Origin of the sequence: Brevundimonas vesicularis (genome assembly GCF_032067225.1) — a bacterium.
Classification (GTDB): Bacteria; Pseudomonadota; Alphaproteobacteria; order Caulobacterales; family Caulobacteraceae; genus Brevundimonas; species Brevundimonas vesicularis_F.
Map to the genome: position 1 here is coordinate 60667 of NZ_DAMBJX010000004.1, position 22481 is coordinate 83147.

General features: G+C 68.1%; 25 protein-coding genes. 10 read left to right on the forward strand and 15 right to left on the reverse strand.

Going from position 1 to position 22481, the window contains the following annotated elements:
* From RT123_RS01840 to RT123_RS01860, 5 genes are all read right to left on the reverse strand, one after another.
* Window positions 1-343 (reverse strand): TGS domain-containing protein (locus tag RT123_RS01840; protein WP_313007360.1); only part of this gene is annotated, 343 nt, incomplete at its 3' end.
* Window positions 344-346: 3 nt separating this feature from the next.
* A complete protein-coding gene (gene yidD / locus RT123_RS01845; RefSeq protein ID WP_313007361.1) occupies window positions 347-577 on the reverse strand; it encodes a membrane protein insertion efficiency factor YidD in 231 nt (76 codons plus the stop codon).
* 79 nt (window positions 578-656) lie between these two features.
* Window positions 657-1112, reverse strand: coding sequence for an iron-sulfur cluster assembly scaffold protein (locus RT123_RS01850; RefSeq protein ID WP_313007363.1), 456 nt, complete (start codon window positions 1110-1112; stop codon window positions 657-659).
* A gap of 207 nt (window positions 1113-1319) precedes the next feature.
* Window positions 1320-1979, reverse strand: a complete 660-nt coding sequence (locus tag RT123_RS01855; RefSeq protein ID WP_313007365.1) for an HAD-IA family hydrolase — start codon at window positions 1977-1979, stop codon at window positions 1320-1322.
* Window positions 1980-2021: 42 nt separating this feature from the next.
* Window positions 2022-2858: a tetratricopeptide repeat protein gene (locus RT123_RS01860; RefSeq protein ID WP_313007366.1), complete on the reverse strand. Its 837-nt coding sequence runs from the start codon at window positions 2856-2858 to the stop codon at window positions 2022-2024.
* An 86-nt stretch (window positions 2859-2944) separates the two neighbouring features.
* Between RT123_RS01860 and RT123_RS01865 the strand changes: the two genes are divergently transcribed.
* Entirely contained in the window at window positions 2945-4330 is a 1386-nt protein-coding gene (locus RT123_RS01865) for a leucyl aminopeptidase family protein (RefSeq protein ID WP_313007368.1), read from the forward strand.
* A 3-nt stretch (window positions 4331-4333) separates the two neighbouring features.
* Here RT123_RS01865 and RT123_RS01870 read toward each other — a convergent pair whose 3' ends face one another.
* Window positions 4334-4927: a hypothetical protein gene (locus RT123_RS01870; RefSeq protein ID WP_313007370.1), complete on the reverse strand. Its 594-nt coding sequence runs from the start codon at window positions 4925-4927 to the stop codon at window positions 4334-4336.
* Window positions 4928-4997: 70 nt separating this feature from the next.
* Here RT123_RS01870 and RT123_RS01875 point away from each other — a divergent pair, with 70 nt between their 5' ends.
* On the forward strand, window positions 4998-5780 hold the full coding sequence (locus tag RT123_RS01875) for an NlpC/P60 family protein (RefSeq protein ID WP_313007372.1): 783 nt from the start codon (window positions 4998-5000) through the stop codon (window positions 5778-5780).
* Here RT123_RS01875 and mmcB read toward each other — a convergent pair.
* The 4 genes from mmcB to thpR are packed head-to-tail and all read right to left on the reverse strand — an operon-like array spanning window position 5777 to window position 7968.
* Window positions 5777-6220, reverse strand: coding sequence for a DNA repair putative endonuclease MmcB (mmcB, locus tag RT123_RS01880; RefSeq protein ID WP_313007374.1), 444 nt, complete (start codon window positions 6218-6220; stop codon window positions 5777-5779). The genes RT123_RS01875 and mmcB overlap by 4 nt on opposite strands.
* A gap of 45 nt (window positions 6221-6265) precedes the next feature.
* Window positions 6266-6790, reverse strand: coding sequence for a lipocalin family protein (locus tag RT123_RS01885; RefSeq protein ID WP_313007376.1), 525 nt, complete (start codon window positions 6788-6790; stop codon window positions 6266-6268).
* A 57-nt stretch (window positions 6791-6847) separates the two neighbouring features.
* Window positions 6848-7432, reverse strand: a complete 585-nt coding sequence (locus tag RT123_RS01890; protein WP_313007378.1) for a GNAT family N-acetyltransferase — start codon at window positions 7430-7432, stop codon at window positions 6848-6850.
* Window positions 7429-7968 carry an RNA 2',3'-cyclic phosphodiesterase gene (gene thpR, locus RT123_RS01895; RefSeq protein ID WP_137720574.1) on the reverse strand — a complete coding sequence of 180 codons (540 nt, stop codon included), beginning with the start codon at window positions 7966-7968 and terminating at the stop codon, window positions 7429-7431. Before thpR ends, RT123_RS01890 begins: the two co-directional genes overlap by 4 nt.
* 130 nt (window positions 7969-8098) lie before the next feature.
* On the opposite strand from thpR, the gene RT123_RS01900 reads away from it, so the two are divergent.
* The gene (locus RT123_RS01900) at window positions 8099-8848 is read left to right on the forward strand and encodes a Bax inhibitor-1/YccA family protein (RefSeq protein ID WP_055754260.1); all 750 of its coding nucleotides are present in this window, start codon (window positions 8099-8101) and stop codon (window positions 8846-8848) included.
* 53 nt (window positions 8849-8901) lie between these two features.
* Here RT123_RS01900 and RT123_RS01905 read toward each other — a convergent pair whose 3' ends face one another.
* Complete coding sequence (locus RT123_RS01905) at window positions 8902-9237, reverse strand: DUF2794 domain-containing protein (RefSeq protein WP_055807234.1); 336 nt, start codon at window positions 9235-9237, stop codon at window positions 8902-8904.
* 321 nt (window positions 9238-9558) lie between these two features.
* Entirely contained in the window at window positions 9559-10890 is a 1332-nt protein-coding gene (locus RT123_RS01910) for a trypsin-like peptidase domain-containing protein (protein ID WP_313007381.1), read from the reverse strand.
* 171 nt (window positions 10891-11061) lie between these two features.
* Between RT123_RS01910 and RT123_RS01915 the strand changes: the two genes are divergently transcribed.
* From RT123_RS01915 to RT123_RS01930, 4 genes are all read left to right on the forward strand, one after another.
* Window positions 11062-11361, forward strand: a complete 300-nt coding sequence (locus RT123_RS01915; protein WP_185224983.1) for a DUF6356 family protein — start codon at window positions 11062-11064, stop codon at window positions 11359-11361.
* A gap of 81 nt (window positions 11362-11442) precedes the next feature.
* Entirely contained in the window at window positions 11443-12603 is a 1161-nt protein-coding gene (gene rlmN / locus RT123_RS01920; protein ID WP_066553234.1) for a 23S rRNA (adenine(2503)-C(2))-methyltransferase RlmN, read from the forward strand.
* Between the two features lie 111 nt (window positions 12604-12714).
* On the forward strand, window positions 12715-13155 hold the full coding sequence (locus tag RT123_RS01925; RefSeq protein ID WP_017506264.1) for a DUF350 domain-containing protein: 441 nt from the start codon (window positions 12715-12717) through the stop codon (window positions 13153-13155).
* 12 nt (window positions 13156-13167) lie between these two features.
* Window positions 13168-14001 carry a serine protease gene (locus RT123_RS01930; RefSeq protein ID WP_313007385.1) on the forward strand — a complete coding sequence of 278 codons (834 nt, stop codon included), beginning with the start codon at window positions 13168-13170 and terminating at the stop codon, window positions 13999-14001.
* Window positions 14002-14057: 56 nt separating this feature from the next.
* Here the strand turns inward: RT123_RS01930 and RT123_RS01935 are convergent, their stop codons facing one another.
* Window positions 14058-16922, reverse strand: coding sequence for a pitrilysin family protein (locus tag RT123_RS01935; protein WP_313007387.1), 2865 nt, complete (start codon window positions 16920-16922; stop codon window positions 14058-14060).
* A gap of 247 nt (window positions 16923-17169) precedes the next feature.
* On the opposite strand from RT123_RS01935, the gene RT123_RS01940 reads away from it, so the two are divergent.
* The gene (locus tag RT123_RS01940) at window positions 17170-18891 is read left to right on the forward strand and encodes an ATP-binding protein (protein WP_313007389.1); all 1722 of its coding nucleotides are present in this window, start codon (window positions 17170-17172) and stop codon (window positions 18889-18891) included.
* Here the strand turns inward: RT123_RS01940 and RT123_RS01945 are convergent.
* Window positions 18888-19757: an isoaspartyl peptidase/L-asparaginase gene (locus tag RT123_RS01945; protein WP_313007391.1), complete on the reverse strand. Its 870-nt coding sequence runs from the start codon at window positions 19755-19757 to the stop codon at window positions 18888-18890. The genes RT123_RS01940 and RT123_RS01945 overlap by 4 nt on opposite strands.
* Window positions 19758-19901: 144 nt before the next feature.
* Here RT123_RS01945 and RT123_RS01950 point away from each other — a divergent pair, with 144 nt between their 5' ends.
* Window positions 19902-20903, forward strand: a complete 1002-nt coding sequence (locus tag RT123_RS01950; protein WP_313007393.1) for an NADPH:quinone oxidoreductase family protein — start codon at window positions 19902-19904, stop codon at window positions 20901-20903.
* Between the two features lie 161 nt (window positions 20904-21064).
* On the opposite strand, the gene RT123_RS01955 is transcribed toward RT123_RS01950, so the two are convergent.
* Window positions 21065-21463, reverse strand: coding sequence for a YkvA family protein (locus RT123_RS01955; protein ID WP_313007395.1), 399 nt, complete (start codon window positions 21461-21463; stop codon window positions 21065-21067).
* Between the two features lie 55 nt (window positions 21464-21518).
* On the opposite strand from RT123_RS01955, the gene RT123_RS01960 reads away from it, so the two are divergent.
* Window positions 21519-22301 (forward strand): SDR family NAD(P)-dependent oxidoreductase, encoded by a 783-nt coding sequence (locus RT123_RS01960; protein ID WP_039243834.1) that lies wholly within the window; start codon window positions 21519-21521, stop codon window positions 22299-22301.
* Window positions 22302-22481: the final 180 nt, after the last annotated feature.

The window sequence follows — 22481 nt, forward strand, 5'->3', positions numbered from 1 at the left end:
CGGTCGAGAAGGGCTCTTCCCGGTAGAAATCGTAGTAGAAACCGTCCTCGATCGCCGGGCCGATCGTGACCTGGGTGCCAGGGAACAGGGTCTGGACCGCCTCGGCCAGGACGTGGGCCGTGTCGTGGCGGATCGTATAGAGGGCGGCGGGGTCGTCGCGCATGATCAGGCGGAAGTCGCCGCCCGTCTCCAGCACCCGACCCATGTCGCGTTGCTCGCCGTTCAGTTCGGCCAGCACGGCCTTCTTGGCCAGCGAAGGCGAGATCGAGGTCGCGACGTCGCGCGCCGTCGAACCGGCCGGGTAATGGCGCACCGCGCCGTCGGGGAATTTCAGGTCGATCATGTGTCAGTCTTCAACTGGCGGGACCGGGTCGTATCCCGATCTCCCGAAGGGATGGCATTTACAGAGGCGGCGCACGGTGAGCCACCCCCCCTTTACCGGGCCGTGCTGGATCAGGGCGTCGCGCCCGTAATCCGAACAGGTCGGCAGGAACCGGCACTGCTGGCCGATCAGGGGAGACAGCGTCAGCTTGTAGCCCCGATGGGCCGCGCGCACGCCGCGTTCATAGAGAGACATCACGTCCCTTCGCCGGGGGCTTGAGAGGTTCGCCGCGCTTATCCCCTGTTGCAGCAGGGGGATCAACCGGTCGTGCCCGTCAGGCCGCGCCGGCGAGGCGAGTTCGGGCGGCGAGGGCCTTGTTCACCGCCTCCAGCGTCGCCTCCAGCGAGACCAGGGTCGAGGCGTGGCGGGCGGGGTAGTCGGCGACCTGTTTCAGCAGACGCAAATCCTCGAACCGACCGACGGGGCCGTCGCCGCCGGATTTCAGCATGGCGGTCATGGCGTCGCGGGCGTCCTTGAGATCATCGACCGAGGCGCCGATCACAGACTGACCCAGCACCCCGGCGGCGGCCTGGCCGAGGGCGCAGGCTTTGACGTCCTGAGCGAAGTCGGCGATGCGGCCCGCGTCGTCCAGCGTCACATCGACCGTCGCGCGCGACCCGCACAGTTTCGCTACCCGCTCGCCAGTGCCCTGCGGCGCTGGCAGACGCCCCGCATGCGGCAGGTTCGCCGCCAGCGACAGGATGCGCGCGCTGTAGAGGTCGTCGATCATGGGATGAAGATAGGATGTTCGAACGCCGCGCGAAACCTCTCCCTCCCCGTCCGGGGAGGGTGGCCGAGCAGAGCGAGGTCGGGTGGGGAGGGCACAGCGACGTCCCACAGGATTGTCCTGTATCACGCACGTGCGTCCCTGCCGGGCCGCCCCCACCCCGTCGCTGCGCGACGACCCTCCCCGGAGCGGGGAGGGAGAATTGCGATGCTAGACCTTCAATGAAAGCGACCCGTCCGACCCGATCTCCAGCTGGACGTTGTCGTAGTCCGCCAGGGTGGTATGATCCGTCTCCAGCGGGTGGGTCCAGGCGGCGGTGACGACCAGCACATCGGCGCCGGCCGCTTCGCCCGCCTTGATGCCGGCCTCGGCGTCCTCGAACACCAGGCAGTCGCCGATGTCGAAGCCCAGCGTCGCGGCGGCCTTCAGATAGCCGGCGGGGTCGGGCTTGCCGCGTTCGACGTCCTCGGCGGTGATCATCACGGCGGGCGGGGTCACGCCTGCGGCCCTGAGACGAGCGCGCGCCAGGGGGGCTGAGGCGGAGGTGACTACGGCCCAGCGGTCGGGCAGCAGGCGTTTGACGAAGTCGACGGCGCCGGGGATGGGGGCGACGCCGTCCACGTCCTCGATCTCGCCGCGCTCGACCCAAGCCACCTCGGCGTCCAGGTCGATATCGGGCAGGTTCTGGCGACGAATGGTGTCGATCGCGCGCACGCCGTGGATGGTGGGGATGAAGGCGGCGGCATCCAGCCCGTGGCGCGCGGCCCAGCGGGTCCAGACGCGCTCGGCGGCCAAGGTCGAGGTGATCAGGGTGCCGTCCATGTCGAACAGGAAGGCCTGATAGGCGCGGGACGCGCGGAGGGCGGTCATGGCCTCATCCACCACGCGGGCGGTCAGACCGCAACGACCGGATCAGCCGCCTTGCAGCGAATTCCAGGTACGGGCCGTGTCGCTCGCCGGCGTATCCGCAGGCGCGCCGCCGCTGGACGGCGCGGCGCCGGCAGTGCCGCGCGCGCGCAGCCAGCGCAGGTTCTGCTCGGCCTGTTCGGGCGGCAGTTCGCGGCGCAGGATCTGTTCGGCCTCGCCCATCTTGCCTTGAAGGCCCAGCACCATGGCCAGGTTCTGGCGCACCTTGGCCGATGCGGTCGGCTGGGCCACGGCGCGACGCAGCAGGGTCTCGGCGCCCGGCGCATCGCCATGCGTCAGGGCGGCGGTGGCCGCATTGGTCAGAACGTCGGGGTTGTCAGGCGACAGGGCCAGGGCCTGGTTCCAGGCGACGCGGGCGTCGTCAGTGCGGCGCACCTGTTCATAGGCCACGCCCAGCAGGGAATAGGCGCGCCAGTCGCGCGGGGCCTGATCGCGCGCCTGTTCCAGCGGCGCCACGCCATAAAAGGCCTGGCCGCGCGCGATGTGGGCGCGGCCCAGCTCCAGCAGAGCGTCCAGATTGTTGGGATGGAGCGTCAATGTCGCCTGCGCGGCCTCGGCCGCCTGATCGTATCGACCCAGCTCACGCAGGGCCTGGGCTAGTTTCACGCCCGCCACGGCGTCGGTCGGATCGGCCTGCTGCTCCGAGGCCCAAAAGACCGAGCGCGACAGGGCGTCCATCCGGTCATAGGTGGCCCGCACCGCAGCGGACGACGGCGCGCGAACCTGGGCCGCGGTCGCCGACGTCGGATCTGCCGCCAGCGTCGGCTTGCCGGACAGGGCGATCAGGGCGACGGTTGCGAGAAGGGCGGGCATGCGCGACATGGGTCAGGTCCAGACGGTCCTAGAGGTCTCACCCCTAGAATCGCCGGTTCGCGTCAACCGATGGTTAACTTCGTTTCGAGGGCCTCATGTCCGTCTCGCATCCTCTGCTGGTTTCCGCTCAAGACGGCGACGGCGCCATCCCGATCCGCTTCGTTCAGGCGGGCGGCGTGCTGGACGATGCGGCCCGGCGCTGGGGCGATCGACATGGGTTCGAAGGCAAGCCGGGCCAGCTGTTGGTCGTGCCGGACGCGGGCGGAGAGATAGGCCAGGTGGTCGTGGGCGCAGGCGCGACCTTCGACCCGATGAGCGTGCGGGGGCTGTCGGCGCGACTGCCGGGCGGTCTGTATCGGCTTGAGGTCGCCACGCAGGACGCGGAACTGGCGACCCTGGCCTTCCTGCTGGGGGCCTATGTCTTCGACCGCTACAAGGCCTGGCCGGACCGGACGCCCGTGCGGCTGGTCGCGCTGGACGGGGTGGATGTCGCCGAAATCTCGCGCATTGCCGCGGCCTGCGCCCTGGCGCGCGAAATGGTCGATACGCCCGCCGCCGACATGGGGCCGTTGCAGATCGAGACCATCGCCCGCGAGATCGCAGAGAGCGCCGGCGCCGAGATCACCGTCACCACCGGCGACGCCCTGCTGGAAGACAACTATCCGGCCGTCCACGCGGTGGGGCGCGCCGCCGCCCCGCACCGGGCGCCGCGCCTGATCGAGATCGGCTGGAAGCTGGACCGGACCGACCTGCCGCTGGTCGCCCTGGTCGGCAAGGGGGTGGTGTTCGACACCGGCGGTCTGGACCTGAAGCCCGCCGCCGGCATGCGCAACATGAAGAAGGATATGGGCGGCTCGGCCCATGCGCTGGCCTTGGGACGTCTGGTTATGCAGGCCGACCTGCCCGTGCGGTTGGTGGTCATCGTCGCGGCGGTCGAGAACGCCGTGTCGGCCGACGCCTTCCGGCCCGGCGACATCCTGAACAGCCGCAAGGGGCTGACGATCGAGATCGGCAATACGGATGCCGAAGGCCGGCTGATCCTGGCTGACGCACTGACACGGGCGGGCGAGCACCAACCCGACCTGACGCTGGACTTCGCGACCTTGACCGGCGCCGCGCGGATCGCCCTGGGGCCGGAACTGCCGCCTCTTTACACAGATGACGAAGCCTTGGCGGCCGGGCTGCTTGCCGCGGCGGGTCAGGTGCGCGATCCCCTGTGGCGGATGCCGCTGTGGCCAGGCTATCGCGGCGCGCTGGACGCCGAGATCGCGGATCTCCGGAACGACCCGGCCGGCTGGGCCCAGGCCGGATCGGTGACGGCCGCCCTGTTCCTGCAAAAGTTCGCTCCGACCACGGGGGCCTGGGCGCACATGGACATCTTCGCCTGGAACCCCCGCGCCCGCCCCGGCTATCCAGAAGGCGGCGAGGCCCAGGCGCTGAGGGCGTGCTACGCAATGCTCAGGGCGCGCTACGTCGACTGACGATCAGGCGAAGGCGAACCCCGGCTCCGGCTCGGCGTCGTCGGACGGGGATCGCGGCGGCCCGGGCTTTCCGAGGCGTCCGCCCCGCGACCGTGCGCGGCGTCTAATGCGTCTCAACACGGTGCTGACAACGCGGGTCGCAAATTCCCGCTGCTGCATCAAGCCACGCCACCCGGCGACAGCGCGCAGACTGATGGCTAGTACGACCAGATCGAAAATCACGGTCACGTCGAACATCAGCGCCCAAGCGATCATGTCTGGCGCCGCCAAAGCGAACATTCGGGCGCCATCCGCCTCGAACAGAACAATGGCGACGACACCCAGCACCACGACCAGACAAAGGCCCGCCGCCTGTCCGGCGGTCAGACGCGAGAGATGGCGCGCCGGCGCTTCCACGAGCCATCGCATTAGAGCGATCCCGACAGGTCCCTGGTCAGCAACCGTCAGGGCCAGCACGATCAGCAAAAACAGCCACAAAATCACCAGAGCCTCCAACGCGTCGACATGACGTCCGCCCTGCGACATGGCGTGACCAAGCGACGCTTCAAGGCGGCTTTGTGATTTTGAGAACGCGGTTCTGTTGATTTTCTTTCGCAAAAGCGTCTCGCGTTAACGGCCCCTAAGCCATCGGGGGATAAGGCTGTGGGTTCAGCAATGCGAGTTCACGTTGACCGACGTCCTCGACCTTCTTCCGCCCGGCGACCGCCTCGTTCGCCCTGACCTCGCCGAACAGGCGCTGGAAGGGCTGGTGCGCGCAGACGCCTATCGGGCGACCGAGGCCATGCATTGTCGTGTCGCCGTGGCCGACATCCTGTCCGACGTTGACGATCGGATCGACCAGCTGCTGCATGGCGAGATTTTCGACGTCCTGGATCGGTCGAACGGCCGCGCTTGGGGCCGGGCGCGTCGAGACGGCGTCGTCGGCTGGGTCGTCCTGGACAGTCTGTCGGCCGGCGCGCCGTTGGCGACCCATTGGATCGCCGGCGTGGATGCCGTCCTGCCGTTAAACGCTCTGGTGGTCGAGGCGACGGATGTGGCCGAGGCTGATCTGAAGCCGGTCGGCGCGTTCGAGACAGATCTGGTCGCGGTGGCCGAGCGGCTGCTCGGCCGTCCGTATGAGCTGGGCGCGCGGTCTTCGATCTCCACCGACTGTTCCGGCCTGGTGCAGCAGGCCCTGCTGGCGTGCGGCCTGCCCGGTCCCCGCCGGTCGGACGCGCAGGCCCAGATGGGGCGAGCGGCGTCTTCATCGGACCTCCAGCGCGGCGACATCGTCGTCTGGCTGGCGCCGAACGACGATCACGACTGGACGGGCCATTCGGCGCTGATGCTGGATGGCGAACGCATCATCCATGCGACAGGCGGCAAGGGCGTCGTGATCGAGACCCTGGCCGAGGTCGAGGCGCGTCTGATCGCCGAAGGTTTCGCGACCGCCGTCTTCCGCCGGCTCTAGTCCCTTAAGGTCCGCATCGCGCCCAGCCGGGCGAAAGCCAGCGTCAGCGCCTTGCGCCGGGCGGGCGCCAAGCCGATCACCGGCGCGTCTCGCACGACCGCACCGCCGAAACCGTCTGCAACGATCAGGCCCGGTTGGTCGGGCAGGATGTCCTGCGGAAACTCGGGCGCGACGGCGAAGAAGAAGGCGTCGCAGAACGGTCCGTACTCATGCCATTTGCGGTCGACGCGATAGTCCTCGACGCCCGACTTGACCTCGCAGATGACGATGTCGCCCTTGCGCCCGATCGCCATGACATCGGCGCGCCGGCCGTTGGGCAGGCAGACTTCCAGGAGCGGCGCATAGCCCATGTCCATCATCAGCCGCGCCGCGCCGCGTGTGACCGAAAGGGTGGTCTCTGGACGGCTGAAGACGAGTTCAAGATGGGCGACGGCGGACATGCCGACAGCTTATGTTCCGCCTACGTTCCTATCGCAAGCGGCGCCTTAGAGGCCGGTGTGGACCAGTCGGCCGGTGCTGAAGCCCAGGGCGCCCACTCGGCTCAAGATGCGGTCGCGCTCAGCCTGAGAGGCATTCTGGTTGCGGTGCCAGATCCACCAGTTCGACTTGTCCGGCAGACCCATGATCGCCCAGCTGTAGTCGGGCGCATGGTCGTAGACCCAGTAGTTCTGGCCCGCCAGACCGCCGAAGCTGAGCAGGCCGGTCAGGCTGAACCGGAACTTCGCATTGGTCGTGGTGTCGGTGACGCGGGCGTTGGCGCGCAGCGTCTCGACCTTGGCATCGGCGCGCCGGACGCAGGTGACGGTGATGGCGTAGCGGTCGGCGGCGCCCTGCGGCGTGAAGTCGATCTGCGCCCGGCTGCAGTCCTTCTGGACGTTGTTGTGGTTGCGCTCGATCTCGAACCATCGGCCGTCGAAGCGGTTCAGATCGACATTAGACGCTTGGGCGAACGCCATTGACGGCAGGGCGGCGAGCGCGACGGCGGCGGCGATCAGGCTGGCGCGGAACATGGGCGTATCCTCGTTCGGTTTGGAAGGGATACGACGCGCCGACGCGTTCGGTTGTGGTCAGCGCTTTAGGCGCACCCGATTCACCATCCATTCGTTGCGCGTCTGGCCCCACAGATCGATGGCGATGTCCTGGAGGGGTTCGGGCAGGACGCCCGGCCCGCGATTGCGCGAACCCAACCGTGTCGCGACCGCCGCCGAGGGCCGGTTCTCGGGCGCGATGCAGTGGATCACGTCGTCCCAGCCCAGCACCTCGAAGGCGTAGTCCATCGTGGCTGCGGCCGCTTCGACGGCATAGCCCTTGCCGGTGGCGTCGCGATGCAGGCTCCAGCCCACCTCGCGGCCGGGCCAGCCATAGGGGTGCAGCGGCCCGATGCGGCCGATCCACTGGCCGGTCTCTTTTTCCAGGATGGAGAACATGCCCTCCCCCGTCAGGGCCCACATGCCCGCGACGGTGCAGATCAGGCGCCAGACCTGGGGTGCTGGCTGGACCCCGCCGATGAAACGGGCGGTCTCGGGATCGGCCATGAACTCAGCCCAGCGCGGAAAGTCCTCAACCGCCGGCGGACGCAGGATCAGCCGCTCGGTCTCCAGCGTCGGCCCCAGAGCGACATGGGGCGGCAGCGCGTAGGCGGCAGTGCTCACAGCAGATACTCCCGCTCCAGTTCGTAATGGCTGCCGCTGTCGGTCAAAACGCTGGAATACAGGCCGAAGCGGTCGATGCGGATCGGCGGCGAATGCAGCAGATTATGCCCCGACACCCAGGCGCCGAGCCGGTCGGGATTGGTCTGGGTTTTCAGATAGGCCAGGGTCACATGAGGTTTGTAGGCGCGCGCCTCCATGCCGATCCCGGCGCGTTCTCCGGCGGCCTTGCAGCGCCCGGCGAGAACCGACAGGCGCTCATTGGGCGTCTCGACCCCGGCCCACAGCGTATGGCTGCGGTGGTCGTCGCCAAAACAGCCGACGCCCTTCAGCGCGATCTCGAACGGACCGCCCGTCACGCGCGTCAGTTCCGACGCCAGGTCGTCGGCGCGGCGTTCGTCGGTCTCGCCATAGAAGGCGAGCGTGACGTGCAGGGCGTCCAACGGTCGCCACCGTGCGCCCGGCAGGCCGGATTGCCGTCGTTTCAGCGTCTCTGCGACGTCGGGCGGCAGGGTCAGGGCGGTGAACAGACGAAGCATGCGACCGAAAGTAGCGGCCGGAACACAAGCCTCCAAGTCCGGTTTTCCTTGCAGCGCGGGCCTCGGCTCACGATATTCAAAGCCTGTGACCGGAGAAGCCTCTCCGGCCAATCGGAGAAAGTTCGTCGCCATGAGCGATTTCAACAACGGTTACGCCCGTCCTCTGCCGCAGACGGCCGACATGTCGGTCGACGCCGGCCTGCGCAGCTTCATGCTGGGCGTCTACAACAAGCTGGCCCTGGGCCTCGTGGTCGCCGGCGCCCTGGCCTATGTCACCGGCAATGTGCCCGCGGTGCAGCAGCTGCTGTTCGTCCAGACGGCGGACGGCCGGATCGGCCTGACGATCCTGGGCATGATCGTCCAGTTTTCGCCGCTGGTGATGCTGTTCGGCTCGATGTTCTTCATGAAGAACCCGACGGCCAAGGGCGTGAACATGCTCTACTGGGCCGTGGTCGCCACGATCGGCGCGGGTCTGGGCATCCTGTTCCTGCGCTATACGGGCGGTTCGCTGGCCACCACCTTCCTGGTGACGGCGGCGGCCTTCGGCGGTCTGAGCCTCGTGGGCTACACGACCAAGAAGGACCTGACCGGCATGGGCACCTTCCTGATCATGGGCGTGATCGGCCTGATCATCGCCTCGATCGTGAACATGTTCCTGCAGTCTGGGACCTTCTATCTGATCATCTCCGGCCTGGGCGTGCTGATCTTCTCGGGTCTGATCGCCTACGACACCCAGCGTCTGAAGATGACCTACTACGCCTTGGGCGGCGACCAGAACGCGATGGGCGTGGCGACCGGCTTCGGCGCTCTGAGCCTGTTCATCAACTTCGTGAACCTGTTCCAATTCCTGCTGGCCTTCATGGGCGGCAACCGGAACTGAGGTCTGTCGAAAGACGGATACGGAAAGGGCCCCTCGCGGGGCCCTTTTTGTTTCTACTCCACCACTTGGAACTTGCGGCCGTCAAAGACGCGCAGCACCTGGGCCAGGTCGCGGCCGCGTTTCAGGATCTGGCCGCCTTCGCCGATGACGGCCCACTGGCCCTGGCGGGTCTGGAGGGCAGGTCGCTTTTCGATCCGGTAGAGCGGGGCGTCGCCGCTGCGGCGAAAAACGGCGAACTCGGCGAAATCCTTGTGGCCGACCATGGCGTAGTCGCGCCATTCGCCCTGCGCGACCATGCGGCCATAGACCCTGAGGATCGGGTCCAGTTCGCGACGGTCGAAGAAGACGGGGCCGGGCGCCGGCGTCGTGTCGTGAGGGTTCAGGCTCATAGGTTCAACTTAGGCCGCTGGCGGCCCGACGCCAGAGGCGGCCAGGAAATCGACGCAGACACGAAATGGCCCCGTTTCGGTCCTTCGCCCGCCCGTATGCGCAACGAAATATCGATCATCGGCTCGTCGGAGTTCGGAAGCGTCCCGGATCCTGAACAGCCCCCCCAGCCCCCCTGGATGTTTCCAGTTTACGGGCTCCGGCGGCCGATGCTTCCTCCAAGCGAGCGCCCGCCCTGCCTTTCCCCTCCCCCTCCCTGGCAAGGCGGGCGTTTCGCTGTCTGGAGCCCGCCAGACAGCGTCACATCGGCGTCTGATCCCGCCTTAGAGCGACAGGGTCAGGTTCAGGGTCTCGCCATTTTTGAGCACGGTCGCCTCGATCGATCCCGAGGCGCCCTGCAGGGCGGTCGCGGCCGCGCGAGCATCGGTCACGGGTGCGCCGGCGATGGCGGTGATCACATCGCCGGCCGTCAGTTCAGCCTGGGCGGCGGGCGAGCCGGCCGAGACGGCCGTGATCTGGGCGCCGCCGTCCTGATCTCGCAGGGTCGCCCCATAGGCCAGCACCGACTGGGCGCCGACGATCACGGGCTGATCAGCAGGCGTCTCGACCGCCAGCGACGTGGTCCCCTCGCGGCCGCCGCGCAGATAGGAGACGCTGAGGTCCGAGCCCGGCGCGGCGATGCCGATGGTGGCGTTGACCGAGCCGGCGTTGGCGACGGGACGGCCCTGGATCCGGGTGATGACGTCGTTGTGGCGCAAGCCCGCGCGTTCGGCCGGCGATCCCGGCGCGACGTCGGCGACGACGGCCCCGCGCACGATGCCCAGATGCAGGTCGCGCGCGCGCTCGGCGTTCAGCGAGCCGAAGATGGCGCCGGTCGCGCCGCGCTTGACCTCGCCGTTCTTCTTCAACTGGTCGGCGACGTAGAGCATGATCCGCGTCGGCACGGCGAAGGCGATGCCGTCGTTGCCGCCGCCCAGACCGCCCGACAGAATCGAGGTGTTGATGCCGATCAGCCGGCCCCGGCTGTCCAGCAGCGGCCCGCCGGAGTTGCCCGAGTTCACGGCCGCGTCGGTCTGGATATAGTCTTCGACCGCATCGCCCAAGCCTGAGCGGTTCAGGCCCGAGATGACGCCCATGGTCAGGGTCTGGTCCAAGCCCAGCGGATAGCCGACCGCGAATGCCAGGTCGCCGGTGCGCAGGGTGTCGGAATCCACCGTCTGGACCTGTTTCAGGTTCAGCGGCCGACCGTCGGGCGTGATGCGCAGCACGGCGATGTCGGTCGCCTTGTCCGCCCCGACCAGCACGGCGTCGAACAGTCGGCCGTCCGTCAGATCGACGGTGAACTTTCGCCCGCCCTCGACGACGTGATTGTTGGTGATCACCAACCCCTCGGCCGCATCGACGATGACGCCGGAGCCGGAGGCATAGGGTTTGGGATCGGCCGCGTCCGAACTGGGACCACGCGACTGGCCCAAGGTCGTGACCTGAACCACCGCCGGAAGCGAGCCCTCCAGCCCCGATGAAAAGCTGAAGACCCCGCGCCGGGCGTCATAGGGCAGGCCTGCCGCGCCCGATTGCGCCAGCACCGGCGTCGCTGAGGCCAGCAGGGCCAGGGCGGCGGCCATGGAAGAGGCGGGCGAAAGGCGGATCGGCATGGGCATTTCCTTGATCGAACGCCGACCCTAGACCGAGTTTTCGCTTCTGACGATGGGTCTGAAGCGAGCGGGCCGCGCGTCGGTCACGTCCAATGAACAGATTGCGATGGGGGTTGCGTCGTCGGCCGTCCGGCGTGACCATGAGGCGACGAAGCAGGGAAGGCCGCCGCCATGAGTCAGACGACGATCGACCGCCGCCGTTCGGGTTCGACCCCGTTCGACCGCCTGTTCCGCGATCACCCGCGCGAGGTCGACGAGACCTATCTGCAGCATATGGCCGCCTCGGCCGGTTTCGGCTTCAAGCTGCTGGGTCTGGCCGGCGCCGCCTTCGCCCACGCGATCGTGCCGGGCGTGCACAAGGCCACCGTCTCGACCGCGATCCGCAGCATGGCCAAGGACATGGGCGGTCGGGCCGAGGAGGCGCGCGAGACCCGGATGCGCGACGCCGGCGTCTGGGACGTGGGGCTCTAGGGCGGTCGAATCCGCCCCGGCCATGCAATCGCCGGGATCCGTGCTATATAGGCCGGCTCAACCTCACGCAGGATCGCCGCCTTGAGCATCACGCTCGATCTTTCGCGCGTCTCTAACGCGCCCGCCGTCAAAGCGCCCGTCAACCTCAGCGGTCTGACGCGCGCCGGCCTGCGCCAGGCCCTGATCGACGCGAACGTCTGTCCGCCAGAGAAGGCCAAGATGCGCGCCAGCCAGGTGTGGAGCTGGATCCACCACTATGGGGTGACCGAGTTTTCGGCCATGAGCAATGTCGCCAAAGACATGCAGGCCAAGCTGGCCGAGCACTTCACCCTGGCCCGTCCCGAGGTCGTCGAGCGCCAGGTGTCCAAGGACGGCACGCGCAAATGGCTGATCCGCACCGCGCCGGGCATCGAGATCGAGACCGTCTACATCCCCGACGTGGGCCGGGCCGGCGCCCTGTGCGTGTCCAGCCAGGTCGGCTGCACCCTGAACTGCACCTTCTGCCACACCGGCACGCAGAAGCTGGTGCGCAACCTGACCGCCGCCGAGATCGTGGCCCAGGTCCAGGTCGCGCGCGACGACCTGGAGGAATGGCCGTCGCCCAAGGAAGACCGGCGCCTGTCCAACATCGTCTTCATGGGCATGGGCGAGCCGCTCTACAATCTGGACCACGTCGCTGACGCCATCGACATCATCTCGGACAATGAGGGCATCGCCCTGTCGCGCCGTCGGATCACGGTGTCGACCTCGGGCGTGGTGCCACAGCTTCAGGCCTTGGGCGACCGGACGGCGGCCATGCTGGCCATCAGCCTGCACGCCACCAACGATGCGCTTCGCGACGTGCTGGTGCCGCTGAACAAGAAGTACCCGCTGGACCAGCTGATGGCGGCGATCCGGGCCTATCCGGGCCTGTCGAACGCGCGGCGGGTGACGTTCGAATACGTCATGCTGAAGGGCGTCAACGACAGTCCCGAAGAAGCGCGCGCCCTGCTGAAGCTGATCGAGGGCATTCCGGCCAAGATCAATCTGATCCCTTTCAATCCCTGGCCCGGCGTCGAATACGAATGCTCGGACTGGAAGACGATCGAGCGCTTCGCCGCCATCCTGAACAAGGCCGGCTACGCGTCACCCATCCGCACCCCCCGCGGCCGCGACATCCTGGCCGCCTGCGGCCAGCTGAAGTCCGAAAGCGAAAAGGTCAGGGCTTCTGCTCTGCGTAAGGCGGAACAGGCGGCGGCCTGATCCTCGTGTCCTCTCTTGATGAGAGGGCACAACCTTCGGACACATAATGTCACGCAGTGTGTCCCCGGCGCGCTTGCGGATTGGGGCGACAATCGGGCAAGGCGTCTGGGCATGGACCCCTCCTTGTCGAACGTCCTTTCCAGCGCCGAGGTGCAGGCTTTCGCCTCGGGCTTTCCGGTCATGGTGATGCACCTGATCGTGACCCTGCTGCTGCTCGCGGCGGGGGCGACGGTCTATGCCTTGTTGACGCCGTGGAAGGAGGTCGCCCTGATCCGTCAGGGTAATGTCGCCGCCGCCATCGCCTTCGCCGGCATTCTGGTGGGGTTGGCCGTGCCGCTGGCGGTGTCGCTGTCGGTGTCGACCTCGGTGCGCGACATCGCCATCTGGGGCGTGGCGACCGTGGTGCTGCAGCTTCTGGCCTTCCGGGTCGTGGACCTGCTGCTCACGGGCCTGCCCGAGCGGATCCGCCACGGCGAGATTTCGGCAGCGGTGGTGCTGCTGGGCGCCAAGCTGGCGACGGCCGTCATCCTGTCCGCCGCGCTGACCGGCTGATCGGCCGGAGCGATGCAGTTTCCCCGCCTGCCGGACTGGGCCATCTACGGAGCGGTGGCGGCCGTGTTTCTGGCGGTGTCCCTGGGGCGACGCGAGAACGCCGATGCGCCGCCGGTCGCTGAGGCCGGCGCTGATGTCGCCGAGGGCGCGCTGCTGGGTCCCATCACCCCCTTTGACGCCGCCGTAACCGTCGATGCGGGCGAGGCGCCGTTCAAGCCGTCGTCGGGCACGGCCTTCTCCATTGCAGGACGGGGGCGCTGGGTGACGGCGCGCCATGTCGTCGAAGGATGCCGCAAGCCGGCGCTGGTGGTCGGCGAGGGGCGGGCGGTCGCGGCCGACGTCCGTCTGGCGCCGCGCGCCGACGTCGCCTTGCTGATCACCGACGGCGGGCCGGCGGCCTTGCCGATCGCGGTCGAGGCGCCGCTGCGCAAGGGGCAGCGCGCCTTCCATCCGGGCTTTCCTCAGGGGCGTCCCGGCGAGGTGACGTCACGCCTGCTGGGACGCGAAACCCTCAAGGTCTTCGGGCGAGGGGCGCGCGACGAGCCGGTGTTGTCCTGGGCCGAGGTCGGGCGCACCAACGGGCTTGAGGGTACATTGTCGGGCCTGTCCGGCGCGCCGGCTTTGGATGCGCAGGGCCGCGTCGTGGGCGTCACTATCGCCGAGGCGCCGAGACGGGGCCGGATCTATACGACGGCGCCCGAAACCTTCGGGCCGGCGATCCGCGGCGAACAGACGCCGGCCGACGACGCGCGCGGTCAGGCCATCACGACCGAGGATTACGGCCAAGTGTCCAACCGGCTAAGGCGCGATCTGCGCGTGGCGCAGGTGGTGTGCCTGTCGGTCTAGCAGACGAGGCGTGACGGCCCGCCACGCAGAGGCGACGGGCCGTCCAGCTTTCAGTTCTACTTCAACGAACCGCTGTTCAGGTTCAGGGCGCCGGCCTCGATGACTTCGAGGTTGGGGTGTTTGGCGCGCAGATCGTCCAGGAACTTCGAGCCGTCACCGACGATGACCAGGCTGGCGCGGTTGACCGGCAGGTGTTCGGCGAAGGCGGCCTCGACCTGTTCGGGCGTGACGGCGCGAACTCGGCCGGCGTAGTCGGCGAGGTCGCTCATCGGCAGATCATAGAGCGCCAGGTTGGCGACCAGGGCGCCCAGGCCGTCCACCGTCTCCAGCGAGCGGCCGAAGCCGCCGATCAGGGTGGCGCGGCGCGGGGCCAGATCGGCCTGGGTCGGGGTCTCGGTTCCCAGCTTGGCGATCTCAGCCAGGATCAGATCGGCGACCTCGTCGGCGGTCTCGTTCTTGGTCTGGGTCGAGGCGGTGAACAGGCCCGCATCCGCCCGTGCGCCCAGCGACGACGAGGCGCCGTAGGACAGACCGCGCTTGATGCGGATTTCCTGGTTCAGGCGCGACGAGAAGCCGCCGCCCAGCAGGGTGTTGCCGACCGTCAGCGGGAAGAAGTCCGCATCGGTGCGCGACACGCCGCGAACGGCGGCGACGACCGCGGCCTGACCGGCGCCGGGCTGGTTCACCACGACGATGCGCGGCGCCAGGGGCTGGCCGGCCGGATTGGTCGCAGCGGCCGGGGCCGCGCCGGCCGGGCGCCAGTCGCCGAACGCCTGTTGCGCCAGGGCGCGGGCGGCGGCCGGCGTGATGTCGCCCGAGAAGACCAGGGTCGCGTCCGACGGCCGGTAGCGGGCGGCGTGGAAGGCGGCGACGTCGGCCGCCGTGATGGCCGGGACCGTCTGCTGGGTGATCGTCGCGCCATAGGGAGCGTCGCCGTAGATGACGCGGCCGACCGTCATGCCGGCGATGGACGCCGGCTGGCTGAGGGCGACGCGCAGGCCGTCCAGGGTCTGGGCCTGCTGACGTTCAAGCTCTTCGCCGGCGAAGGTCGGGTTCTTCACCAGATCCGCCATCAGGGCGACGGTCGCCGGGAAGGCGTTCGAGGGCGCATTGGCGTAGACGTTGGAGAAGTCGACCCCGGCCGATGCGCCGACGCTGGCGCCCAGCTGTTCGATCTGGGTGGCGATTTCGGGCGCGGTCCTGGTCTTGGTGCCCTGGGTCAGAAGCGCGGCGGTCATGGCGGCGACGCCGGCCTTGCCCGTCGGATCATCGGACGAACCGGCGTCGAAGCTGAGGCGGGCGGAGACCAGCGGCACGCCGTCGGTGGGGGCGACCAGGACGCGCAGGCCGTTATCGAGCCGGAAGTCGGCGACGGTCGGCGTCACGGGCGCGACCTCGGCGCCCGGCTGGGGCAGGGGCTTGCGCTTCGCCTCGGGCAGCAGGACGGCGGGCGGACCGGCGGGGGCCAGGTCGGCGACCTTTACGGGGGCGTCCACGTTCATCTTCTGGACCGAGGCGGGGTTCTGGTCGTCGGCGGCCAGGAAGGTGATCGTCGACTGGCGCTGCGGCGTCAGATATTTGCGGGCGACGCGCTGGATGTCGGCGACGGTGACGGCCTGGATCTGGGCGACCTCTTCGTCGGCGGCGGCGGCCGAGCCGGTGTTGATCAGCGAGAAGCCCAGGGCGGTCGCGCGGTCGTCCACCGTTTCGCGGCTGCGCAGCGTATTGGCGACGATCTCGTTCTTGGCCTCGTCCAGTTCAGCGGCGCTGACAGGCGTGTCGCGCAGCTTGCCGATTTCTTCGTTCAGGGCGGCGATGCCTTCCTCGGCCGTGTGACCTTGGGCCATGATCGCCAGGGCGGACAGATTGCCGGCCTGCTGCGAGAAGTCGGGGGTCGAGCCGATCTGGGCCGCGATCTGCTTGTCATAGACCAGCGAGCGATACAGGCGGCTGGATTCGCCGGTGGACAGGATGCCGTCCAGAACGGTCAGGGCGGCGCGGTCGGCGTCAGCGTATTTCACCGTCGGCCAGGCGACGACGGCGGCCGGCAGCGGCACGTTCGGCGCATAGTAGGTCACGTTGCGCGGACCCGTCGGCTCGGGCTCAACGACATTGTTGGTCGGGATCGGCGTGGTCGGGTTCTTCAGCGGGCCGAAATACTGATCGACCCAGCGGTCCAGTTGAGCCTGATCAAAGTTGCCGGCCACGATCAGATAGGCGGCGTCGGGACGATAATAGGTGGCGTGGAAGCGGCGCACGTCCTCCAGTGACGAGGCCTCCAGCTCCTCGATCGAGCCGATGCCCGGACGGCGATAGGGGCTGTCCTGATAGATCGTCTCGGGCACGAACAGGCCAAACAGGCGGCCGTAGGGGTTGGCGAGGATTCGCTGACGATATTCCTCCTTCACTACGTCGCGCTCGGCGACGAAGGTCGGCTCGTCCACGACCAGAGAACCCATGCGGTCGGCCTCAGCGAACAGCATCCGCTCCAGATGGTTGGCGGGCACGGTCTCGAAATAGGCGGTGGTGTCGTCGGCGGTGAAGGCGTTGTTGGAGCCGCCCACGTCCTCGGTCAGCCGGTCGAAGGTCTCGGGCGGCAGGTTGGTGGTGGACTTGAACATCAGGTGTTCGAACAGGTGGGCGAAGCCCGAGCGGCCGGCTGGATCGTCCTTGGAGCCGACCTTGTACCAGACCTGGACCGTGACGTTCGAGGTGTCGGCGTCACGCGCCGAATAGACTTCCAGCCCGTTCGCCAGAACGCGCTTGGTGAAGCCCAGCGGCGGTACGCTCACGCCCTGCTGCGCCTGCCCGGTCGATTGAGCGGCGGCAGCGGCGTGCGCGGCGCCCTGTGCGAAGGCGGGCGCGGCGAGGCCGAGAAGGAGGGCGGAGGCGGCGGCTGTGGCGATCAGGCGGGATTTCATGAAAGGCTCCGAAGCCCGGAACGCCGGGCGCCGAGACCGTATCAGCGATTGACCGTCTTGCACCTTACCGAGATGTAATGAAGCGCAAGGAGCGCAGGTCGTTCATGGACAAATCCCCGGCGGCGATCTATTCGCCCAATGTCGCATGTCAGCGGCGACCCCCCGCCGAGGATGCGTGCCGAGACGAGCGAAAGCGACTTCTGTCTCCGACGAAAAAATCGCGGTCTGGGCCTTCGTCCTGCAAAATATGGTTACTCCGCCCGCCGTTCTCTACGGCAGTTGGGCGGCCGCCGGGCTGATCCTGGCGGCCCTCGGCCAGCCGTGGGTGGGGCTGGGGTTCGCCCTCGTCGGCATGGCCCTCGACGCCTGGGCGCAAGGGCGGGTCAAGCGATACCAGAAGACCGAGGCGCCCGTCGCGGGCTGGCCGCCACTGCTGATGGCCATCGTGGCGATCCGCTTCGCCCTGGGGGTGTCCGGGCCGCTGATCGCCTGGCTGATGAACCCCCGCGCCGATGTGATGCTGGTGGTGGTGCTGATCCAGGTCTGGTCAATCGGCGTGGCCTTCGTTCAGTTCAGCGCGGCGCCTCGGCTATTGGCGCTGGCGGCGGCGCCGATCTGCGCGACCGTGCTGGTCGTCATCTATCCCTCGCTGATCGGGCCGCACGGTCTGGCGGTGGCGGCGGCCTTCGTCATGCTGGCGACGATCCTGTTCATCATCTCGCGCGCGACCCACGCCTTGTGGTGCGACCTGTTCGCGGCGGACCAGCGCAACAAAGCGTTGTTGGTGGAAGTGCAGGCGGCGCACGCGACGGCGGTTCAGGACCGCGACGCCGCCCGATGCGCGCGGCAGGAGGCGGACGAGGCCAATGTCGCCAAGTCCCGCTTCCTGGCCAATATGAGCCACGAGATCCGCACCCCCCTGAACGGCGTCATCGGCATGGCGCAGATCATGGCGGGCGACGCGCTGGAGGATCGGCAGAAGGCGCGACTGGAGATCCTGAACCGGTCGGCCCACACTCTGCTGGACCTGATCAACCAGATTCTGGACCTGTCGCGGATCGAGGAGGGGCGGCTGGAGATCGTGCCGCAGCCCATCGATGCGGACGCCCTGGTGCACGAGGTGACTGAGACGCTGCGGCCATTGGCCGAAAGCAAGGGCCTGACCTTCCACGTTGTGTCGCCGGGCCTAGGCTGGGTCAGCGCCGATCCGGTTCGACTGCGCCAGATCCTGTTCAACCTGCTGTCCAACGCCATCAAGTTCACGGCGCAGGGGCAGGTGGCGTTGGATGTCGCGTTGACGGACGCCGGGGCGGTGTTCCGCGTGTCGGACACGGGGCGGGGCATACCGGCGGACCAGATCGGGCAGCTTTTCACGCGCTTCGTCCAGATCGAGGCGGCGGCCGTCGACCGGCGTGACGGGGCCGGGTTGGGCCTGTCGATCGTGGCGACCCTGGTGGAGCTGATGGGCGGCCGGATCGAGGTGGAGAGCGAGGCGGGCGAAGGAGCGACCTTCGTCGTCACGCTGCCGCTGACGCCGGCGCAGCCCGTGAAGGCCGGCGAGGATGCGCCGGACGACGAGCCGGAGCGGGCGCTGCGGGTGCTGGTCGCGGAGGACCACCCGGTCAATCAGCAGGTGATCCGGGGCCTTCTGGGCCAGGTCGGGATCGAGGTCGAGATTGTCGATGATGGTCTTCAGGCGGTCGAAGCGACGCAAACGCGCGACTGGGACCTGATCCTGATGGATGTGCAGATGCCGCACATGGACGGTCCGACGGCGACCCGGACGATCCGGCAGCGCGAGACCGACCAGGGGCTGGTCCGCACGCCGATCATCGCCCTGACGGCCAATGCGATGGTGGAGCAGGTCGAGAGCTATCTGGCGGCGGGCATGGATGCCGTGGTCAGCAAGCCTGTCGACCTGAAGGTGCTGCTGACCACCATTTACGACGTGATGTCCGCCAAGACCTAGTCGCGGAAGACCTGAACGCCGATCTCGCCGGCGGGCGTCAGCCAGGCGTGCTTCATGCCCTGGCTGTTGAAGGGGGCGGCGATGTTTCCGGCGGCGTCCAGAGCGATCAGGCCGCCGTCGCCGCCCATCTGACCAATCTCGTCGATGACGGCCTGGGTGGCCTCGGCCAGCGACTGGGCGGCGGCGACGCGCCAGGCGACCTGGGCGGAGGCGGCGACGCGGATGAAATATTCCCCCTGGCCGGTGCAGGAGGTCGCGGCGTGGGCGTCGGCCCAGGTTCCGGCGGCGGGGATCGGCGTGTCGCCGACGCGGCCCGGCATCTTGCCGAAGACGCCGGCGGTCGAGGTGGCGGCGGCGAGACGGCCCTGGCTGTCCAGCACGCAGGCGCCGACGGTGCCGTGGCTGAGGGTTCCGGGCGGATGGTTGTCCTCACCCTTGCCCGCGCCGGTGAACCAGGCGGCCTCGTCAGCGATGGGCTCCAGCCCCTGGTCGTGGGCGAACAGGCCAGCGCCTTCGCCCGCCAGCATGATATGCGGCGTCTTCTCCATCACCGCGCGCGCGGCGACGACGGGATTGCGGAAGCCTTGGAGTGCGGCGACGGCCCCGGCGCGTTTCGTCGATCCGTCCATGATGCTGGCGTCCAGCTCATAGGCGCCGGCCAGGTTGGGCGAGGCGCCCTTGCCGGCGACGTAGAGGCCCGAATCTTCCAGCATGACGACGGCGGCGGTGGCCACGTCCAGGGCGCTGTCGCCGGCATCCAACCGAACCTTCATGGTCTCGACCACTTGGCGCATATGCACGACCTCGGCGTCATAGTTGCGTTCGCGCCGGGCGCCGGCGCCGCCGTGGAGGATGAGGGCGGTCATGTCGTCTTCCTGAGCCTTGTCCTTATCGCCTCTTTCAAACGGGCGTGGCGCTCTTTAGCGTCGCGATGAAGGCCGCGCCATGTCGGTCCAAGGAAAACGGCCTCAAGCAGCGCAAAGCGCGATAGGCCAAGAAAGGAAACTTTGATGCGCGCTGTTCTGTCCAAGACGCCTGGTGGCCCCGAAACCCTGGTCGTGGAGGACGTGCTCGACCCGACGCCAAAGACGGGCGAGGTGATCATCGAGGTCAAAGCGGTTGGGATCAACTATCCCGACACCCTGATCATCGAGGACAAATACCAGTTCCGGCCCGAGCGGCCCTTCTCGCCGGGCGCTGAGGTCGCCGGCGTGGTCGAGGCGGTGGGCGAGGGCGTCAAGGGCGTGCGCAAGGGCGACCGGGTCATCGCCGTGCCGGGCTGGGGCGGGCTGGTCGAACGGCTGGCGGTGCGGGCCGAGACGGTCCTCCCCATCCCCGACGCCATGAGCTTCGAAGAAGCGGCGGCCCTGATCATGACCTATGGCACCAGCTACTATGCGCTGAAGGACCGGGCGCAGCTGAAGTCGGGCGAAACCCTCTTGGTGCTGGGTGCGGCCGGGGGCGTCGGCGCCGCCGCCGTCGAACTGGGCAAGGCCATGGGCGCCAAGGTGGTCGCCGCTGCCTCGACCAACGACAAGGTCGAGTTCGCGCTTGAACTGGGCGCCGACAATGGCCTGATCTATCCATCGGGACCGATGGACAAGGCGGCGCAGAAGGCGTTGTCGGGCGAGTTCAAGCTGGCGACCGGCCGTGACGGCGCGGACGTCGTTTATGACGCGGTCGGCGGCGATTACGCCGATCCGGCGCTGCGGGCGATGGACTGGAACGGGCGTTATCTGGTGGTCGGCTTCCCGGCGGGCATTCCGTCCCTGCCGCTGAACCTGACGCTGCTGAAGTCGGTGTCGGTGATCGGCGTCTTCTGGGGCGCGGCCGTGATGCGCGATCCCAAGGCCCACGCCGCCAACATGGCCGAACTGATGCAGATGTACGCCGACGGCAAGATCAGGCCGCGGGTCTCAAAGACCTTCCCGCTGGAGAAGGCCGGCGAGGCGATCAAGGCCCTGGGCGACCGTCAGGCGCTTGGCAAGATCGTGGTGACGGTCGAGAGCTGAATCCTCCCTCGCATCGCGGGGGAGGGGGACCGCGCGAAGCGTGGTGGAGGGGGCGGAAGCGGGTTGGGTGTGAGACGTTTGGCACTGCGCGCGCCTTTGCCCCCTCCACCGCTTCGCGGTCCCCCTCCCCCGTTCCGCTACGCTTCTCGGGGGGAGGATTTTCATTTGGCCTTCAGCCGCTGCACCGCGTCCTCGGCCTGGTCGCGGTGGCGGCGTTTGATGTTGGCGCCGACCAGGGCCAGCAGGGCGGTGATGACGGCCGCGTCATCGGTATAGCCGATGCCCGCGAAGATGTCGGGAATGGCGTCCACCGGCATGACGAAATAGGCCAGGCCCGCGAAGATCATGCCCTTTGCCGCCATCGGCGTCTGCGGATCGCGCGCGGCGTACCAGGCGGCCAGGGCCTGGTCCGCAAAGGGGATGCGGGCGGCCGTGCGCTGAATCTTGGGCCAGAAGCCCTTGGTCACGCGCGCCTCGTTGATCTTTACCACCGACGGCACGAGCGCCTTTTTCGGGTCCAGGACATCCGATGGATCGACAGGTTTGGCTTTGGCGGTCATGGCCGCTAAATCCTCAAACGAAACTCAGGTTCACGACAATATAGGAACGATCAGGATGAAACTCGACAACACCATCGCCGCAGTGGTCACCGGCGGCGCCTCGGGCCTGGGCGAAGGCACCGCGCGCGCCATCGCGGCGACGGGGGCCAAGGTCGCCCTGTTCGACCTGAACGCCGAAAAGGGCGAGGCTATTGCAGCCGAGATCGGGGGCGTCTTCTGCCAGGTGGACGTGACCGACGACGCCTCGGTCGCCGCCGCCTTTGAAAAGGCCCGCGCCGCCCATGGCCAGGAACGTCTGACCGTCAACTGCGCCGGCATCGCCACGGGCCAAAAGACCGTCTCGCGCAAGAAGGACACCGGCGAGATCAAGGCCCACGACATGGCTCAGTTCGAGCGCACCGTGCGGGTCAATCTGTTCGGCACCTTCCGGGTCCTGTCGCAGTCGGCGGCGGGCATGGTGACGCTGGAGCCGATGGCGGACGGCGAGCGCGGCCTGATCGTCAACACCGCCTCCGTCGCGGCTCAGGACGGCCAGATCGGCCAGGCGGCCTATTCGGCGTCCAAGGGCGGCGTCTATGCGATGACCCTGCCGATCGCGCGTGATCTGGCTCAGGAAGGGGTGCGCTGCAACACCATCCTGCCCGGCATCATGTGGACGCCGATGATGGCCGGCATGGACCAGAAGATCCAGGACGCCCTGGCCGCCGCCATCCCCTTCCCTAGCCGTCTGGGCACGCCGGCCGACTATGCGTCGCTGGTGCTGGAACTGGCGCGAAACGTCTACATCAACGGCGAATGCATCCGTCTGGACGGCGCCATTCGTCTGGCGCCGCGCTAAGGCGCGGGGGGCGTGAGCGGGACTTGATCGCTTTTTGCAAATTCTCTCTTGCAGGACCGATCAACCCTCCGCTATACGCCCCCTCCTCGACGGGGAGCGCACCTAGCTCCTACGGAGTGCGGGCGTAGCTCAGTGGTAGAGCACAACCTTGCCAAGGTTGGGGTCGAGAGTTCGAATCTC